Origin of the sequence: Arthrobacter gallicola, from assembly GCF_014836775.1 — a bacterium.
In the GTDB taxonomy this organism is placed as follows: domain Bacteria; phylum Actinomycetota; class Actinomycetes; order Actinomycetales; family Micrococcaceae; genus Arthrobacter_B; species Arthrobacter_B gallicola.
Genome location: NZ_JACSQD010000002.1, coordinates 322,904 through 340,065, shown reverse-complemented (window position 1 = coordinate 340,065; position 17,162 = coordinate 322,904). Strand labels below are relative to the sequence as shown.

The 17,162-nt window shown below is 65.9% G+C and carries 16 protein-coding genes; 11 read left to right on the top strand and 5 right to left on the bottom strand.

Translation table 11 applies throughout. The features are described from left to right. Window positions 1-13 precede the first annotated feature (13 nt). Both murJ and H9639_RS05945 read right to left on the bottom strand, forming a co-directional pair. Complete coding sequence (gene murJ, locus H9639_RS05950) at window positions 14-1,681, bottom strand: murein biosynthesis integral membrane protein MurJ (protein ID WP_191807200.1); 1,668 nt, start codon at window positions 1,679-1,681, stop codon at window positions 14-16. A gap of 79 nt (window positions 1,682-1,760) precedes the next feature. Then, window positions 1,761-2,240, bottom strand: coding sequence for an NUDIX hydrolase (locus tag H9639_RS05945; protein WP_404799734.1), 480 nt, complete (start codon window positions 2,238-2,240; stop codon window positions 1,761-1,763). A 194-nt stretch (window positions 2,241-2,434) separates the two neighbouring features. On the opposite strand from H9639_RS05945, the gene H9639_RS05940 reads away from it, so the two are divergent. The 5 genes from H9639_RS05940 (at window position 2,435) to H9639_RS05925 (ending at window position 8,693) form a co-directional block, all read left to right on the top strand. After that, entirely contained in the window at window positions 2,435-3,913 is a 1,479-nt protein-coding gene (locus H9639_RS05940; protein WP_191807198.1) for a CCA tRNA nucleotidyltransferase, read from the top strand. Beyond that, window positions 3,910-4,563 carry a histidine phosphatase family protein gene (locus tag H9639_RS05935; RefSeq protein ID WP_191807197.1) on the top strand — a complete coding sequence of 218 codons (654 nt, stop codon included), beginning with the start codon at window positions 3,910-3,912 and terminating at the stop codon, window positions 4,561-4,563. Before H9639_RS05940 ends, H9639_RS05935 begins: the two co-directional genes overlap by 4 nt. An 894-nt stretch (window positions 4,564-5,457) precedes the next feature. Continuing rightward, window positions 5,458-5,580 (top strand): hypothetical protein, encoded by a 123-nt coding sequence (locus H9639_RS17025; RefSeq protein ID WP_263598537.1) that lies wholly within the window; start codon window positions 5,458-5,460, stop codon window positions 5,578-5,580. Window positions 5,581-5,712: 132 nt separating this feature from the next. Next, window positions 5,713-6,966, top strand: coding sequence for a D-inositol-3-phosphate glycosyltransferase (gene mshA, locus H9639_RS05930; RefSeq protein ID WP_191807196.1), 1,254 nt, complete (start codon window positions 5,713-5,715; stop codon window positions 6,964-6,966). 59 nt (window positions 6,967-7,025) lie between these two features. Further along, window positions 7,026-8,693 carry a formate--tetrahydrofolate ligase gene (locus H9639_RS05925; protein WP_191807195.1) on the top strand — a complete coding sequence of 556 codons (1,668 nt, stop codon included), beginning with the start codon at window positions 7,026-7,028 and terminating at the stop codon, window positions 8,691-8,693. Window positions 8,694-8,792: 99 nt separating this feature from the next. Here the strand turns inward: H9639_RS05925 and H9639_RS05920 are convergent, their stop codons facing one another. Then, on the bottom strand, window positions 8,793-9,878 hold the full coding sequence (locus tag H9639_RS05920) for an inositol-3-phosphate synthase (protein WP_191807194.1): 1,086 nt from the start codon (window positions 9,876-9,878) through the stop codon (window positions 8,793-8,795). Window positions 9,879-9,958: 80 nt separating this feature from the next. Further along, a complete protein-coding gene (locus H9639_RS05915) occupies window positions 9,959-10,657 on the bottom strand; it encodes a LysE family transporter (RefSeq protein WP_191807193.1) in 699 nt (232 codons plus the stop codon). A 68-nt stretch (window positions 10,658-10,725) separates the two neighbouring features. Between H9639_RS05915 and H9639_RS05910 the strand changes: the two genes are divergently transcribed. From H9639_RS05910 to H9639_RS05885, 6 genes are all read left to right on the top strand, one after another. Next, entirely contained in the window at window positions 10,726-11,145 is a 420-nt protein-coding gene (locus tag H9639_RS05910; protein WP_191807192.1) for an Lrp/AsnC family transcriptional regulator, read from the top strand. Window positions 11,146-11,170: 25 nt separating this feature from the next. Continuing rightward, the gene (locus H9639_RS05905; protein WP_191807191.1) at window positions 11,171-12,616 is read left to right on the top strand and encodes a glycosyltransferase family 87 protein; all 1,446 of its coding nucleotides are present in this window, start codon (window positions 11,171-11,173) and stop codon (window positions 12,614-12,616) included. Continuing rightward, complete coding sequence (locus H9639_RS05900) at window positions 12,613-13,692, top strand: lipid II:glycine glycyltransferase FemX (protein ID WP_191807190.1); 1,080 nt, start codon at window positions 12,613-12,615, stop codon at window positions 13,690-13,692. The genes H9639_RS05905 and H9639_RS05900 overlap by 4 nt, the downstream gene beginning before the upstream one ends. Continuing rightward, on the top strand, window positions 13,685-15,127 hold the full coding sequence (locus H9639_RS05895) for a phytoene desaturase family protein (protein WP_191807189.1): 1,443 nt from the start codon (window positions 13,685-13,687) through the stop codon (window positions 15,125-15,127). The genes H9639_RS05900 and H9639_RS05895 overlap by 8 nt, the downstream gene beginning before the upstream one ends. A gap of 179 nt (window positions 15,128-15,306) precedes the next feature. Further along, window positions 15,307-16,377: a zinc ribbon domain-containing protein gene (locus H9639_RS05890; RefSeq protein WP_191807188.1), complete on the top strand. Its 1,071-nt coding sequence runs from the start codon at window positions 15,307-15,309 to the stop codon at window positions 16,375-16,377. A 50-nt stretch (window positions 16,378-16,427) separates the two neighbouring features. Then, window positions 16,428-16,703, top strand: a complete 276-nt coding sequence (locus H9639_RS05885) for a hypothetical protein (RefSeq protein ID WP_191807187.1) — start codon at window positions 16,428-16,430, stop codon at window positions 16,701-16,703. A 67-nt stretch (window positions 16,704-16,770) separates the two neighbouring features. Here the strand turns inward: H9639_RS05885 and H9639_RS05880 are convergent, their stop codons facing one another. Beyond that, the gene (locus H9639_RS05880) at window positions 16,771-17,091 is read right to left on the bottom strand and encodes a putative quinol monooxygenase (protein ID WP_191807186.1); all 321 of its coding nucleotides are present in this window, start codon (window positions 17,089-17,091) and stop codon (window positions 16,771-16,773) included. Between the last annotated feature and the right edge of the window lie 71 nt (window positions 17,092-17,162).

Here is a 17,162-nt window from a genome sequence, read left to right as displayed (position 1 = left end):
GAGTTTGGTGTCTTTAGGCCCTGCGCTTGAGGCGGGCGAGGAGGGGTGTCAGGAACTCGTCCAGTTCCTTGACCTTCAGGCCCCGCAGCATCGCGGCGTAGGACAGGGCCATCAAGGTGCCGCAGACCACCAGGACGACGACGGCGCTGGCGAGGGAGCTCCAGGCGTACCCGTCCGCGGTGTAGCCGCCCAGCATCGCCAAAGCTGCGGCTCCCACGACGGAAGCCCCGAGGGCTGCGACGGTCAACCGCACATGCAGATCGAACACGCGGCCCGCACCGTAGTGGCCAAGTTTGCGGTTCAGGAAAATGTGGCTGAGCACCACAGCCGCGATGTTGCCGATCGAGTAGGCCACGGCCAGGCCAAAAACGATCCGGTCCGCTGGAAGCGCGGCCGCAGCAATCGCCAGGGACACGCCGAGGATGGAGAGGATCACCTGCATAATCAGCGGCGTTTTGGCGTCTTCATTGGCGTAAAAGGCACGGTTCATGAGGAAGGTTGCACTGAGGAACGGGGCACTGGCCGCCAGCAGGACCAGCACCTGCGCCTGAATCACGGCCGAGGCGTTGGATCCGCCGCTGAACCACATGCTGATGGGACCGGCCAGCACCACCAGGACAGCCGCGCAGAACACAGTTGCCACCCCAATGGCCCGCAGCCCGCGGGAAATGGTCTCCCGGACCCCGTCCAGGTCTTTCTCCACGTACGCGTGGGACATGCGGTTAAAGAGGACGGTCGCGAGCGAGAGTGTGATGACCGAGTGCGGGATGATGTAAAGCATCGCGGCGGTTTCCAGGTTGAGGTGACCGGCGATCTCCTGGGGCGGGGTCATGGCCTGGTACTCCGGCCGCGCGGCGGAGGCGATGGTCGCAACCTTGGTGTACACAAGGTACGCGCCGTTGCCGACGAGCATGGTGAGGACGGTCCATTTGGCCACCTTGCCGGTCTGTCCCAGACCGACCCCGCGCAGCCCGAAGGACGGGCGCAGTCCGAGTTCCAGCTTCTTCAAAGGGAACAGCAGGACCACGGCCTGCAGCACGATTCCGAGGGTGGTGCTGCCGGCAAGGATCAGGGTTGCCGTGGAGGTCCAGGTTTCCGGCGAGAACTGCTCGGTCTCCTGCCGGCCCACGAAGGTGATGAAGACGATCAGGCCCGCGATGGCCACCAGGTTGTTGACCACCGGCGCCCACATATACGCACCGAACCGCCCGTTCGCGTTCAGGATCTGGCCAATCACGGCGTAGGCGCCGTAGAAGAAAATCTGGGGGAAGAGCCAGTAGGCAAAAACCGTGGCCAGCGGAAGCTGGTCCGGGTTGAGCGCTGTCACCAGGGGCAGGATCAGCGGCGCGGCGATGGTGGCCAGGGCCGCGATGACGGCGAGGAAGACCAGACTCAGGGTCAGGATCCGTGAAACGTAATCCGCCCCGCGGTCCTCGCGTTTGCTGGCCTTGATGATCTGCGGGACCAACACGGCGTTGAAAACGCCGCCCGCCACCAGCAGGTAGATGAAGTTGGGGAGGACGTTCGCGGAGCTGAAGATGTCCGTGACCAGCCCGGTATTGCCAATGGCCACGGCCAGCAAAGCGGTCCGGACCAATCCGAGTACGCGGGAAACCATGGTTCCCGCTGCCATAACGGCGCTGGAGCGGGCAGTGCTGGGAGCGGTTTTCTGTGCGGCCATGATGTCCTTATGCTCTCACCTTCGCGGGAGAATCACGCAAAACCAGGGGGTGGGGAGGCCCGCCGGCAACCGCAGCCGGTCACAGGTGTTTGGGCAGGATCTCGCGGGCAAGGTCCGCAATACGCCGTTCATTGGGGAAGGACAGGCGCCGGCTCAGGACCGAAAGCGGTACCCAGGCGACGTCGACCGCCTCGTGGTCAGGATCATTTTCGATCGTGAGCTCTCCGCCGACGGCAACCAGCAGATAGTGGTGCACGGTTTTATGCACCCGGTGGCCGCTGACGGTGAACCAGTAATCGATACTGCCCAGCGGACTCAGGATGCGGCCGCTGATGCCGGTCTCCTCGGCGATCTCACGGATGGCCGCCTGCTGATTGTCCTCATCGTTCTCCGGATGGCCCTTGGGTAGGCACCACTCCAGCCGTCCGCCGCGGTTGAGGCGGGCAATGATGGCCACCGGCAGCTGGGCATCACTGGTATCCACCACAATTCCACCGGCGGAGACCTCTTCCACGGTGGGCAGGGCCGCATGCGCCGGATGCGCGCCGGAGGAGCCCATTGACGCAGTCAATGGGGTCCGCTTGGGCGCACTCGGGACAGGATGGGCCATACCCCCACTGTAACTACCTTTCCCCAGCGATGATGACTGTTCCCAGCCCACCCCCGCCGGGCCGCGGCAACCCCGGCGTGTCCGGGTCACAGGCAGGCTCTGTTGTCCGCTCCGCCCGGTTTATCTGGCACGCTTAAAGCACTATGGCGCACCTTTTTGACGGCTCTGTCCCGCATCCCCCGCTTCCTGGCGTAATCCCGCAGCTGGGAGAGATGTTCCAGGCAGCAGGGTTTGAACTCTCCCTGGTCGGCGGACCGGTGCGGGACCTGTTCCTGGGCCGGGTTTCCCCGGACCTGGATTTCACCACGGACGCCCGCCCGGACGACATCCTTTCCGTAGTCCGCGGCTGGTGTGACGCGTACTGGGAGATAGGCCGGGAGTTTGGCACGATCGGAATGCGCAAGGACGGCTTCCAGATAGAAATCACCACCTACCGTGCCGAAGCCTACGATCCGGAATCGCGCAAGCCGGTGGTCGCCTTCGGCGAGAAACTCGAAGACGACCTGTACCGCCGGGATTTCACCATGAACTCGATGGCACTGCGCCTGCCGCAGCTCGAGCTGGTGGACCCCTTCGGCGGGGTCCGTGACCTGCATGCCGGTGTGGTCCGCACGCCCGGTGCGCCGTCGTCGTCCTTCTCCGATGACCCGCTGCGCATGATGCGGGCGGCACGGTTTGCCTCCCAGCTCGATGTCACCGTGGCGCCGGAGGTTTTCGACGCTATGAAGGATATGGCCGGGCGGATTGAGATCATTTCGGCGGAGCGCGTCCGTGACGAACTGGTGAAGCTGATCAACGGCAGGTCACCGGCCGCGGGCATGGACCTGCTGGTGGAGAGCGGACTGGCCGGCTATGTGCTGCCCGAGGTCGCGGCCCTGAAACTGGAAATGGACGAGCACCACCGGCACAAGGACGTGTACCAGCATTCACTGACCGTGCTGCGGCAGGCCTGCGAACAGGAAACCGGGCCTGACGGGCCGGTGCCGGGACCCGACTTCATTCTGCGCTTCGCCGCACTGATGCACGACGTCGGAAAGCCTGCCACCCGCCGCTTCGAACCCGCCGGGTCGGTCAGCTTCCTGCACCACGACGTCGTTGGCGCCAAGCTCACGGCAAAACGGATGAAGGCACTGCGTTTTGATAATGACACGATCAAGGCCGTGTCCCGGCTGGTGGAACTGCACATGCGTTTCTACGGCTACGGCGACGCGGGCTGGAGCGACTCCGCGGTCCGCCGGTACGTCACGGACGCCGGCCCGCTGCTGGAGCGTCTGCACCGCCTGACCCGCTCCGACGTCACCACCCGGAACCGGCGCAAGGCCGAACGGCTGGCCTTCGCGTACGACGACCTGGAAGAGCGGATCGCGAAGCTGGCCGAGCAGGAGGAACTGGCCTCGATCCGGCCGGACCTGGACGGCAGCCAGATCATGGAGCTGCTTGGCATCCGGCCGGGACCCGTGGTGGGCCGCGCCTACCGCTACCTGCTGGAGGAACGGATGGAAAACGGTCCCGCGAGCCCCGGGGAAGCGGAGGCGAAACTGCGCGCCTGGTGGCAGGAACAACCGGAAAGCCGGCAGGAGACCGGGGAAGCCGAGCTTAACAAAACGGAGGAAAACTCATGACAGTGCAGAACCTTGGACCGGCGGTTCCGGACCTGACACCCGCCGGAACTCCGCTGCCCATCCTCTGGCTGGTCCGGCATGGGGAGACGGAATGGTCCCGGGACGGAAACTACACCGGTCTGACGGATATCCCCCTCACCGCGGAAGGGGAAGCACAGGCTTCGGCCGCGGCTGAGAAGATCAGCGGCTTCAGCTTCGACCGGGTCTTCACCTCCCCGCTGGTCCGGGCCCGGCGCACTGCCGAACTCCTGGGTTACCCTGACGCGGAGATCCTGCCCCACGCCCACGAATGGGACTACGGACAGAACGAAGGCCGGAAGAGCACGGAAGTGCGGGCAGAGAATCCGGGCTACATCATCTGGAACGACGGCGTTCCGGGCGGCGAATCACTGGACTCCGTGGCAGCCCGCGCCGACCGGATCATCTCCACCGTGCAGGCCGGCTGCGGAACGCCGATGGACCAGGACCCGGATGCCGTTCCGCTGCAGCGGGCCCTGTTGGTGGCCCATGGACACTTCCTGCGCATTCTTGCCGCCCGCTGGCTGGGACTGGCTCCCGATCAGGGCCGGCACCTGGTGCTGGGGACTGCTGCCGTGTGCGTTCTTGGCTGGGATAAACACACTCCGGCTCTGCTGAAATGGAATATGTAGAAAGACTTTTTAAAGAAAGTTTGTTTTGGGCTTGGCAGCCCCGCATAAGTCGGCTATATTTTTTTCAGCGGCCGGTTCCGGCCGCAGTAATACCCGCAGCAAGTACCTGTAGAAGTACATGCCAGGCATGAGTCTGCAGAAGTACGCAACAAGGCATGCAACAACCAGTGCAGCGGCCTCTCAGCATTCCGGGCAAACGGTGTCCCGAAGCTCAGAAGAGGCCCCGGACAAACAATGGAGGTGGAGAATGGATAAGAATTTTACGGGCACATCCCGGCGGTCCCAGCTCCCTGCTGCCATGTCCGGCCTGCCGGTTGGAGTGCAGTTTCGCAGCCAGCTGCCTGCCACAGGCAGGCGGCCCGGTGGTTTCGGGCTGGTTGGTTCCGGACTGGTTCCCGCAGCGGCCATGCGCCGCCGGACTGCCGCGTAGACTGCCAGCGTCCCGCTGGGTACCGGTCTGCGGTTCAGCGGCTTTCCAGCAGCTCACCCCCTGGGTTCCGGGTTTCCGCACGGTTTCGGTTCGAAGGCCCTGACTGGCCCTCGGCTTCCCTGACCGGCCGCCGGGTCATCTGCCTGGCCGTCCCTGATTGGCATTCGGCTCCGCTGCCTGTCCGCGTAATGCGGGCACAAATTAGCACGCGGAGCTTTCCGCCAATACCTGGGTTATAAAACGGGCCGTTGACCTCTCTTTATTATCTTTGAACTTTTCCGCGCCTTTAGCGCGCCATTCTTCGGAGTATTGCCATGCCTTATCACAACCTGCCCTTTTTGGGTTTAAATGCCGGGAAACAGATCCACAATGCGCCGGCGCCTCCTTCTGGAAAGGAGGAAGTCCGGACTGCAGCCGGAAAGCGCGCAGGCGTTGTGTGGCCGGCCGCGCCGGTGCGGAGGCTGGTGCGTGCCCTCCGGCGCCGCCTGGCTGTGCATCTGGGCGCCAGCCACAACTCGCTTCGGGAACAGGAAGAGCGCCAGTTCAACCTCCTCACCCACTACGTCAACAGCCGCAGCAGGCAGTGACAGAGGCTGACGGTTCCGCCGCGGCGGCCGCTGTCATCCGATAGCGGCCGCCGGGTTAGGAAACAAAGCGGGACCCCTTCGCGTTGTATGGTCGATAGGTAGGGAACACAGGCCAGCGACGAAGGGAGTGCTGTGCCCCAGGTTAACCGGGTGGCCATGCTCTCGCTGCATACCTCTCCACTCGAACAGCCTGGTTCCGGAGACGCGGGCGGAATGAACGTCTACGTCCGTTCCGTGGCAGTTCAGATGGCGAGAATGGGCGTGCAGGTGGACATTTTCACCCGCGCATCGGCCCCCGAGCAGCCGCCGGCCGTGGAGATAGCTCCCGGAGCAACGGTTCGGCATATCACCGCCGGACCCCGGCGCCGCCTGCCCAAGGAATCGCTGCCAGGGCTGGCTGACGAGCTGGTGGAAGGCATCAGCGCCGCAGCACGCGGCCTGAACGGGCACGGACGCTACGACGTCCTCCATTCCCACTACTGGGTTTCCGGAATTGCCGGCCTGGCGCTGGCGCGCCAATGGGACGTCCCGCTGGTCCACACCATGCACACCATGGCCCGGGTGAAGAACGTCCAGCTGCAGCCTGGTGAGCGTGCCGAACCGCAGGTCCGCATCCAGGGGGAGCAGGACATCGTGGACTCCGCGGCACGCCTGATCGCCAACACCACTACCGAAGCATCAGAGCTGGCCACCTGGTACGGGGCTGATGAATCCACCATCGACGTGGTGGCACCCGGAGTTGATCTCGAGGTGTTCTCCCCGGCGGGGCGCGCGCTGGCCAAACCGCTGCACGGTATCCGCCGGGATGAGTTTCATGTGGTGTTCGCCGGACGCATCCAGCGGATGAAGGGGCCGCAGGTGCTGGTTGAAGCGGCTGCCAGGCTTCGGGCTGCGCGCCCGGACATCCCGCTGCGGATCAGCATCCTCGGTGCCCCGAGCGGATCAGAGGTCCTGGACCTGGAGGCCGCCGTCGCTTCCCTGGGGCTGGAGGGGACGGTGGTGCTGCATCCGCCGGTTGCGGCGGGTGGACTTGCGGGCTGGTTCCGTTCTGCCGACGTCGTTGCTGTGCCGTCCTACAGTGAATCGTTTGGGCTGGTGGCGCTCGAGGCCCAGGCCTGCGGCACACCGGTCATCGCGGCTGATGTTGGTGGCCTGCCCAAGGCCGTCAGCTCCGGCCGGACCGGAATCCTGGTCCAGGGGCATGATCCGGCGCGCTGGGCGGCGGAACTCGAAACGCTTTATGACCATGCGTCCTGGCGTGCCGAACTGGGCCGGAGCGCCGCCGTGCACGCCCGGTCCTTCGGCTGGCAGCGCACGGCGATGCTCACCACCCAGGGTTACCGGCGGGCTGCCGAACAGTCCTCCGCGCACGCCGTGCGGAACTGACGCTCCGACGCGCCACCGCGTGGATTGACGCATAACAGGGCTGGTGCGAGCGTTGACCTATGGCCAACGACCTCGACATCTCCCGCGCCGCAACCATGCAGCCCATCACCTCCATCGCCGCCGCCGCCGGTATTCCCGATGAGGCGCTTGAACTCTACGGCCGGTACAAGGCCAAGGTAGACCCGCACCGGGTTCCGGCCCGGGCGGAAAAAGGCAAAGTTGTCCTGGTCACCGCCATGAGCCCGACCCCGGCCGGGGAAGGGAAATCCACCGTAACGGTCGGTCTGGGCGACGCACTGGCGCGGGCCGGCCGCAGGACCGTCATCGCACTGCGTGAACCGTCGCTGGGTCCGGTTCTGGGGATGAAGGGCGGCGCCACGGGCGGAGGATATTCCCAGGTCATTCCGATGGAGGAAATCAACCTTCACTTCACCGGCGACTTCCACGCCATCACCAGCGCCAACAACGCACTGGCCGCTCTGGTGGACAACCACATTTTCCAGGGCAACGAGCTTGGCATCGATCCGCGCCGGATCACGTTCCGCCGCGTCCTGGACATGAATGACCGCGCGCTGCGCAACGTGGTGATCGGGCTCGGCGGGCCCGGCCAGGGAACGCCGCGCGAGGACGGGTTCGACATCACCGTGGCGTCCGAGGTGATGGCCGTTTTCTGCCTTGCCACCGGAATTGAGGACCTCACCGCCCGGCTCGCCCGGATCACGATCGGCTACACCTATGACCGCCGGCCAGTCACCGTCGCGGATCTGGGGGTGCAGGGCGCCCTGACGCTGCTGCTGAAGGACGCGCTGAAACCTAACCTGGTGCAAACCATTGCCGGGACCCCGGCGCTGGTGCACGGCGGACCGTTCGCGAACATTGCGCATGGCTGCAACTCGGTGATCGCCACGTCGCTGGCACGGGATCTTGCCGACGTCGTGGTGACCGAAGCCGGCTTCGGAGCCGATCTCGGCGCGGAGAAGTACATGGACATCACCTCGCGGGTAGCGGAGGTGTCACCCGACGCCGTTGTTGTAGTGGCCACCATCCGGGCACTGAAGCTGCACGGAGGCGTACCGCGGGACCGGCTTGATGAATCCAACCCGGCAGGCTTGGCAGCCGGGACAGCGAACCTGCGCCGGCACCTGCGCAACATAGCCAAGTTCGGACTGAATCCCGTGGTGGCGATCAACCGGTTCACCTCAGACACCGCGGAGGAACTCGACTGGCTGCTGCAGTGGTGCTCGGAGGCAGGAGCCGAAGCGGCCGTCACAGATGTCTGGGCCGGCGGAGGCGGCGGGCCGGGCGGCGACGAACTTGCTGCCAAGGTTTTGGGAGCCTTGGAAAAGCCGTCCAGTTTCGCTCCGCTCTATCCGCTGCAGATGAGCGTTGAGGAGAAGATCCGCACGGTGGTCCGGGAAATCTACGGCGCGGACGACGTCGAGTTTTCCGTCCCCGCACTGCGCCGCCTGGAGGAGATCAAAGCCAACGGCTGGGAGAATTTCCCGGTCTGCATGGCCAAAACCCAGTACTCCTTCTCGGACGACGCCTCGAAGCTGGGCGCGCCGGAAGGCTTCAAGGTGCACGTCCGGGACCTGGTGCCCAAAACCGGTGCGGGGTTCATCGTGGCGCTGACCGGGGCGGTGATGACCATGCCCGGCCTGCCGAAGTCGCCGGCGGCACTGCGTATGGGTGTGGCGCCGGACGGGACACCCTCCGGCCTCTTCTAGCCCCGCACGGCGTACAGCCGGGGAATTCCCGGAACAGCGAACGGCAAAGGCCGCCCTTCCGGTGGGAGGGCGGCCCTTGCCGTTCAGGCGGAGCGGAGCCTAGCGCTCCACCTCACCGCGGATGAACTGCTCCACCTTTTCGCGGGCAACATCGTCGTTGTACTGCTCCGGCGGGGACTTCATGAAGTAGCTCGACGCCGAGAGGATCGGACCGCCCACACCGCGGTCCAGGGCAATCTTCGCCGCGCGGACGGCGTCGATGATGACACCGGCAGAGTTGGGGGAGTCCCAGACTTCCAGCTTGTACTCCAGGGAAACGGGAGCATCACCGAAGTTGCGGCCTTCCAGGCGGACAAAGGCCCACTTGCGGTCATCGAGCCAGGCCACGAAGTCGGACGGGCCGATGTGCACGTCATTGGCGGACAGCTCGGCTGCCACGTTGGACGTAACGGCCTGGGTCTTGGAGATCTTCTTGGACTCCAGCCGCTCACGCTCCAGCATGTTCTTGAAGTCCATGTTGCCGCCGACGTTGAGCTGGTAGGTGCGGTCCAGGGTGACGCCGCGGTCCTCGAAGAGCTTGGCCATAACGCGGTGGGTGATGGTGGCGCCGATCTGGCTCTTGATGTCATCACCGACGATCGGCACGCCGGCGGCGGTGAACTTATCCGCCCATTCCTTGGTCCCGGCGATGAAGACGGGCAGTGCGTTCACGAACGCCACACCGGCATCGATGGCGCACTGGGCGTAGAACTTCGCCGCTTCCTCGGAACCGACGGGCAGGTAGCAGACCATCACGTCGACGTCGGCAGCCTTCAGTTCCGCCACAACATCCACCGGATCCTCATCGGACTCGGTGATGGTTTCCCGGTAGTACTTGCCCAGGCCGTCGAGGGTGTGGCCGCGCTGGACCTTGACGCCCGTCTCCGGAACGTCGCAGATCTTGATCGTGTTGTTTTCGCTGGCACCGATGGCGTCTGCCAGGTCCAGTCCGACCTTCTTCGCGTCGACGTCGAAAGCGGCCGCGAAGTGCACGTCGTTGACGTGGTAGTCGCCGAACTGGACGTGCATCAGGCCGGGGACGGTTGTTGTCGGATCAGCATCGCGGTAGTAACGGACGCCCTGCACCAGCGATGCAGCGCAGTTTCCAACACCAACGATTGCCACCCGGATGGGATTCTTTGCCACTGTTCTCCTTTGAAGACATTCATGTGCCGCCGCACACGGCGCAGGCAACTGCATCAGTCTACTTTGTTAAATCGGTCACATCAGGTCCAAGCTGGAGAGACTCCCGGCAGACTGCCGCCAGTAGCGGAATCACTGTGTGGATTAAGCGAATGTGACCGAGGTGAGAGGGCCGCCGCACCCAGGACCGCGACCGCCGCGTGTCCTGCCAGGGAGACGGCGCGCTGGACCGAGGCGGTCATCCGACCCCGCAGGAACGCTCCTGCGAAGACAAGTCCCAGTTGCCAGCCCGCTGAACCCAGGGCCACCCCGGCCGTGAATGCCGCCGGCCCGGCAGGCAGGGCAAGAAGATCCCGCAGGCCGGCCGCCAGCGCGGCAAAGTAGAGCAGCGTCATCGGATTGACCGCGGTCAAGGTCAGAAAGAGCAGAAAGCGCCGGCGGTTGGACGACGGCGGTGCAGCGGTGCCGCCGGGCACCGGGCGGGCAGCGGCCCGCCAGGTCCGCCAGACTCCCGTCAAACCCAGAAGCAGCAGCGCCGTCCCACCGGCCAAGGCAGGCAGTGCGCCCCAGGCGGCAAGCAGCGGTCCGGCAGCGGCGCCAGCCAGGACGGCCAGCGCGCAGTAGGCAGCATCAACAACGGCGACGGCGAACGCGGCTGGTGCCCCCGCCCGGAATCCCGCCGTCAGCCCTTCGCGCAGCAGCAGGATCCCGATGGCGCCCAGCGGTGCGGCGACGCCGAGCCCGGCGAGGATCCCGGCGCCCAATGAGGTAAGTACGTCCATTCCAGCACTGTGCGGCCCGACGGCGGCGCAGACTGAGATTTACGCCGTTTGCTGGTTAGAATCACGGCATGGACGCTTTAGACAGCGCAATTCTCGGCATTCTGCGCAACGATGCGCGGATCAGCTACGCCGAGCTGGGGCGCCGGATCGGCCTAAGCACCAACGCCGCCGCAGCGCGCATCCGCCGCCTGGAAACCAGCGGCGTCATCCTGGGGTATCGGGCGGTCCTCGGCTCGGAGACCCCAGCGGCGGGCCCCGGGCTGCAGGCGTTTATCGATGTGCGGCTCAAACCGGAGACAGAGTCACGTTCCTTCCTGGAATGGTCCCGCACGGACCCTGCCGTGCAGGACGCCGTACACGTGACAGGTCCCTATGACTACCTCCTGCGCGTCAGCGTGCCCTCCATGAAGGCCCTGGATGAGCTGCTTCACCGGCTGAAGACGGACTCCGGGGCGATCCAGACCCAGACCAGGCTGGCTCTGCGCTGAACCACGCGCCTGCATACTGGTAGGCATGGATCACAAGCCCCGCCGGCGGCCGCTGCGCATCGTCGTCCCCAGCCGAAATGACCGGCTGCTGCGCCGCTTTACCGAAGGTATTGGCGGGCCGTTGGGGCGGTTCACCGCCCCGGGAGTCGTGTCCCCGGGCTTCTTCACCGTGGAGCGTGTGCTCATTCTCATGACCACGGGAGCGGCCCTGACCGCGCTGCTGGCCAAAACCCCCTGCCGGCTCACCGGCTGGTCCAACCAGTTCTACATGGCCTGCTATTCGGACTGGCCGGCGCTCTTCAGCGCACGCGGTCTGGGGGACGGGGTTTATCCGTTTATCAGCGCGGGCTCCGAGTTCGAGTACCCCGTGCTGCTCGGTCTGCTGGCCGGGTTTGTAGCCTGGCTGGTCCCGGCCGGCGCCGAATCCCGCGGACTGGTGTACTTCGACCTGAACGCCGTTCTTGCCACGATTGCCTGGATCGTGACCGTGGTGGCAACCATGCGGATGGCTAACCGGCGCCCCTGGGACGCAGCCATGGTTGCCGTGGCCCCGGCCGTGATCCTGTCCATCTATATCAACTGGGATATCTGGGCCGTGATGCTCGCGGCGCTGGGCATGCTGGCATTCGCGCGGAACAAACCGGTTGCTGCGGGGATCTTCCTGGGACTGGGTACAGCGTTGAAGCTGTATCCGGTGCTGATCCTCGGTGCCGTGCTGGTGCTGGCGCTGCGGACCCTGAAGTTCCGGGCCGCCCTGCTGGCCTTCGCGGCGACCGCGGGGACCTGGCTGGTGGTCAACGTGCCCTTTATGCTTCGGGACTACCCGGGCTGGAGGCACTTCTACGAGTTCTCCAGGGACCGCGGGTCCGGGAACTCCAGCGTCTGGCAGGCCTGGGACATTACCTTTCCCACGCTGGCGGTCAGTCCCGCATTCATCACGTTCTGGGCCTACTTCCTCTTCGCCCTGGCATGTGCGGGCATCGCCCTGCTTGCGCTCGCGGCTCCCCGCAGGCCCCGGCTGGCCCAGCTGGCGTTCCTGATCGTCGCCGCGTTCATCCTCACCAACAAGGTCTATTCCCCGCAGTTTGTCCTGTGGCTGGTTCCCCTGCTGGCCCTGGCCCGGCCGCGCTGGCGGGACTTCCTCATCTGGCAGTTCTTCGAGGTGATGCACTGGTGGGCCATTTGGCTGTACCTGGCTGCCGTGGTTGGCGGCGGTCCGCCGGAGAACAACCTGGACTCGGGATGGTTCGTCGCCTCCGTCATCGGACACATGGGAGCCACCCTGTACCTGATGGGCCGTGTGGTGGGGGACATTTTGAACCCGCGGACGGATCCGATCCGCCGGCTGGACATCGACGATCCGCAGGGCGGGCCCTTCGACCATGCCCCTGACCGGTGGCGGCTCAGGCCCGGCCGCCGCGCTCAGGTACCCTTGGAAACGGACGAAGCCCCAGCGAAAGAAGCATTGTGACACCCGCTCCCTACCGTTTCCAGCAGTTGTCCCGCGAGGACTTCGAGGCTCTTGCCGCCAGGCATGCCGACGTCGTGATTCCGCTTGAACAGACCCCGTACTGGGCGGATTTCGAAACCCGCCTGGGCCGTGACCCCTACGGTATCTGGGCCTACTACGACGGCGGGAAGCTGATCGCCACCGCCAGCTTTCTGCGCTCCTCCCGCCGTTTCAGGCCCTCCCTGGTGGCCGTCAACGGTCCCACCTGGTTCGCCGAGCGCACACCTGCGGCCGAAGCCCGGCTGGTGCAGACCATCCAGGAACAGTTCCGCGCCGACCCCGCCGTGGATCCGCTGTACGTCCGTATGCAGGTGGAACATCCCCAGCCCCCGGTCACCGGTCCGCTGGAACACGGCTGGTACGAACGTGAGATCGTCGTAGACCTGACCCCGGACACCGAAAAGATCTTCGCCGGCTTCCGGCCCAACGCCCGCAACCTGATCCGCAAGGCGGAGAAACTGGGGGTTGAAGTACGGACGATCGAACGCGCGCAGTGGACCACGGTGTTCCGCACCGAACTTTTCCCCATCATGCAGGAAACCGCGGCCCGCGACGGGTTCTCCAGTTTTGACTCGGCGTTCTACGAAACCCTGCTGGACGAGCTCGGGGACTACCTGCGCCTGATGGTCGCCTACATGGACGGCAAGCCCGTCTCCTGGCTGATCACCACCGAGTACCGCGGCTATTCGGTCTACTATTTTGCGGCCAGTTCCCGGGACGCCCGCAAGACCAACGCGCCGTACCTGCTCCTCTGGGAGGCCTTCAAGGTACTCAAGGACGCAGGAAACACCGGCTGCGGCCTGACCGGAATCGAGAGCGAGAACTATCCCTCGCTGGCGAACGTCACCACGTTCAAACGGAACTTCTCCAAGACCATCGTCACCGTGCCGACCACCTACGACATTCCGCTGCGGCCGGTCCGCTACCGGGTCTTGGCCAGCGCACTGCGGGTCCGCCGCGAAGCCCCGTCCGCTGTGGCGGGCATCCTGGGCCGGCTCAAGAACCTGCCCGCCGCCGTGAAGGGACGCCGTGACTGATGTAACCGTGGTGGGAGCCGGGCCCAACGGGCTGGCTGCAGCCGTGACCATGGCACGCGCCGGACTTTCGGTGCGTGTCCTGGAAGCTGCCCCCACTGCGGGCGGGGGATCCCGCACCCGGGAACTGATGCAGCCCGGGCACCTTCATGACGTTTGTTCGGCTGTCCATCCGATGGCGCTGGCAGCACCGTTTTTCCGCCGCTTCGGCTTGGCCGAACGGATCCGGTTCACCGTACCGGAGGCGTCCTACGCCCAGCCCCTCGACGGCGGCCGTGCTGCCGTCGCCTACCGCAGCCTGGAGCGCACCATCCTGGGCCTTGGCGCGGACGGGCAGGCATTCGGTGCGCTGATGCGTCCGCTGGTTCAGCATTCCGAAGCCATCACCGCCATGCTGATGAACCCGCTGCTGCGCCTGCCGCGGAATCCCGCCGCCGCCCTGCGGTTCGGCCTGGCCGCACTGGAACAGGGAACCCCCGCCTGGAACCGCCGGTTCTCCGGGGACGCGGCCCCGGCCCTGCTGACCGGGGTGATGGCGCATCCGGTGGGCCGGCTGCCCTCCCTGCCCTCGGCCGGGGCCGGGCTGCTCCTGGCCGTGCTGGCCCACACCGTGGGCTGGCCCGTTCCCGAAGGCGGGTCCCGGTCCATCGCCGATGCCCTGGCAGCGGACCTGCGCCAGCACGGGGGAGAGCTGGAAACCGGGCAGCGGGTGGATTCGCTGGCGGAAATATCCTCGCGGGCAGTGATCCTGGATACCTCACCCACCGGGCTGCTGCGCCTGGCCGGGAACCGGCTGCCAGGCCGGTACGCGCATCGCCTGGAGAAGTTCCGCTACGGCAACGCTGCCTGCAAGGTGGACTTCATCCTGTCCGGTCCGGTGCCCTGGACCAATCCGGAAGTCGCTGCCGCGGGAACGGTTCATCTGGGCGGAACCCGGGCGGAAACCGCGGCAGCGGAGGCGGAGGTCGCCTCCGGCCGGCACCCCGAACGCCCGTATGTCCTGGTCTCCCAGCCCAGCGGGTTTGACCCCTCCCGTGCGCCCGCGGGCCGGCATATTCTCTGGTCCTACTGCCACGTGCCGGCCGGCTCAGAGCGGGACATGACCGAAGCCGTGACGGCTCAGATCGAACGGTTCGCTCCCGGCTTCCGGGACCTGATTGTTCAATCGCAGGCGACGACGGCGGCAGGACTGGCCGCGTACAACGAGAACTATGTGGGCGGGGACTTTGGTGCCGGGGCGGTGACCCTGGCCCAGATGATCCGCCGCCCCGTGGCCTCCCCAACGCCCTGGGCGACACCGCTGCCGGGCGTCTATCTGTGTTCCGCGTCCACGCCGCCGGGACCGGGTGTCCACGGCATGGGCGGTTACCACGCTGCTTCGCTCGCGCTGCGGCAGGTTTTTGACCTTCCCGTCCCGGATCTCGCGCCCACCGGATGACGGCGCCGGCAAACGGCCCCCGCACCCCGGCAACCGCCGTCGCCATGGTGCCCCGCCCGGCAACGGCCGCGCCGTGCCGCGGAACCTGCGTCCGCGGCCTGTATCTTGAAGAGAAGCCGCCGCTGCTGAGAGCGGCCGCCAGAGTTTAGCCGGGGGATCAGATGACCGTTTCGCCACCAGTGGCCCCCCGCACCCGCGCCGCTGATGACATCCCGCGGCCGGCAACGGAGCTCCGGCCACGCGCTTCCCGCCGCCGGACCCGGCGCGGGAAGAGAACCGCCGTCGGACTGGCCGCTGCAGGGGCGCTGCTGCTCATCACCGCCGGGATTATCGGGTTCCGTTTCCTCAGCCACGAGGTTTATGGTCCGCAGGCTCAGGTGGACGCATATCTGGCTGCCCTGGCCTCGGGGGATCAAAGCGCGGCGGTGGCGCTGCTGCCACACTCAGAAGCGATAACCCCGGAGGACGCGGGCATTTACGCCGCGGCGGAGGACCGGATCACCGGCTTCAGGGTGCTGGGCGAAGAAATCACCGGCAGCGAAGCCGTTGTCCGTGCTGAGCTGGAACAGAACGGTGGACGCTCCACCGTGGAGTTCGAACTCCAGGCCGACGGGCAGCGGCTGCTTTTCTTCACCGGCTGGCAGCTCCAGCACACGGCCGCGCGCACGGTGGCGGTGACGGTTCCCTCCGGCACCGGGACTCTCCGGATCAACGGACGGGATCTCCAGCTGCCGTCTGCCGGTGCAGGAACGGTCGAGGTGCGGCTGCTCCCGGGCCGGTACCGGCTCGAAGGCCCGGACACCCGTTACCTCACCTTCGGCAGCCCGCACACGGTCCTGGTGGAGCCGGGAATGGCCGGAGACCCGGATCCCGTCCGCCTGGCTGCGTCCGTGACGGAAGAACTGGCTGCCGAGGTGCAGGCTCAGGGAGAGGCCTACCTCCGGGACTGCCTGGACCGGGAGGAGACCGCTCCGGTGGCCTGTCCGAACGCGGCGTACACCTCCGACGGGGATACCGCAGGCCACCGGGCGGTTCAGTGGACCGAGGAAAGAGCACCCGTCTACCGGATCACCGGCACCCCGGACACCGGCCTGACTGTTTATGCCACCGGCGGCAAGGCCCGCGTCACCTACCAGGAGGATGCTGGCGGTGACGGACGCTGGGAGACCCGGTCCGATCTGGTGAATATTCCGTTCACCTCGGAGCTGGAGCTGGCCGGGAACACGTTGAAGCTCAACTTCCGGCCCTAGCCTCTTGCACTGCCGCCCGGTGCATGGCGAACTTGATGAAGGAGGTTGCCATGACGGAGACACCTGAGCACCTGAACAACCATCACCGGGACACGCTGAACCAGATCATGCGCCATCCCGTATCCCACAACATCGAGTGGAAGCGGGTGCGTTCGCTGCTTGAGGCGGTCGCAGACACCACCCGGGAACATAACGGCAAATACGAGGTCACGCTCGCGGGCCGCACCGATGTCCTCACCCCGCCGAAGGGCAAGGACATCGACGAACAGACTGTGGTCGATCTGCGGGAAATGCTGGAGCGGGCAGGATACACGCCGGAGAACTGAACGTTCCGGGTGCCTCCCGCCCGATCTGGCCGCTGCCCGGGAACCGGCAGCGTCCAGGCGCGGCGGCCTACTCGACGGTCAGTTCACCCATCCGGGACCAGTCCTCACCGTCAATGACGGTGTTGATGATGCGCGGGGTTTCCACCAGCGCCTGGACCATGTCCTTCATGGCCTGCTGGAAGTGGTCGCTGTTCACGTGAGCCGCAGCGGCGTCGTCCTTAAACGCCTCCACCAGCACGTATTCGTTGGGATCTTCCAGGCTGCGGGACCAGTCGAACCACAGATTTCCGGGCTCGGAACGGGTGGCGGCAGTGAAATTGGCGGTGAGTTCCGGCCACCGGTCAGTCCACTCCGGCTTGACCTTGAACTTAACGACAATGAAGATCATCTCTCCTGCTTTCGGTAGGGAACGGGACAGCAATCCTATGCTTCGCCGGGCGTCGCCGTCACGCCGGGCAC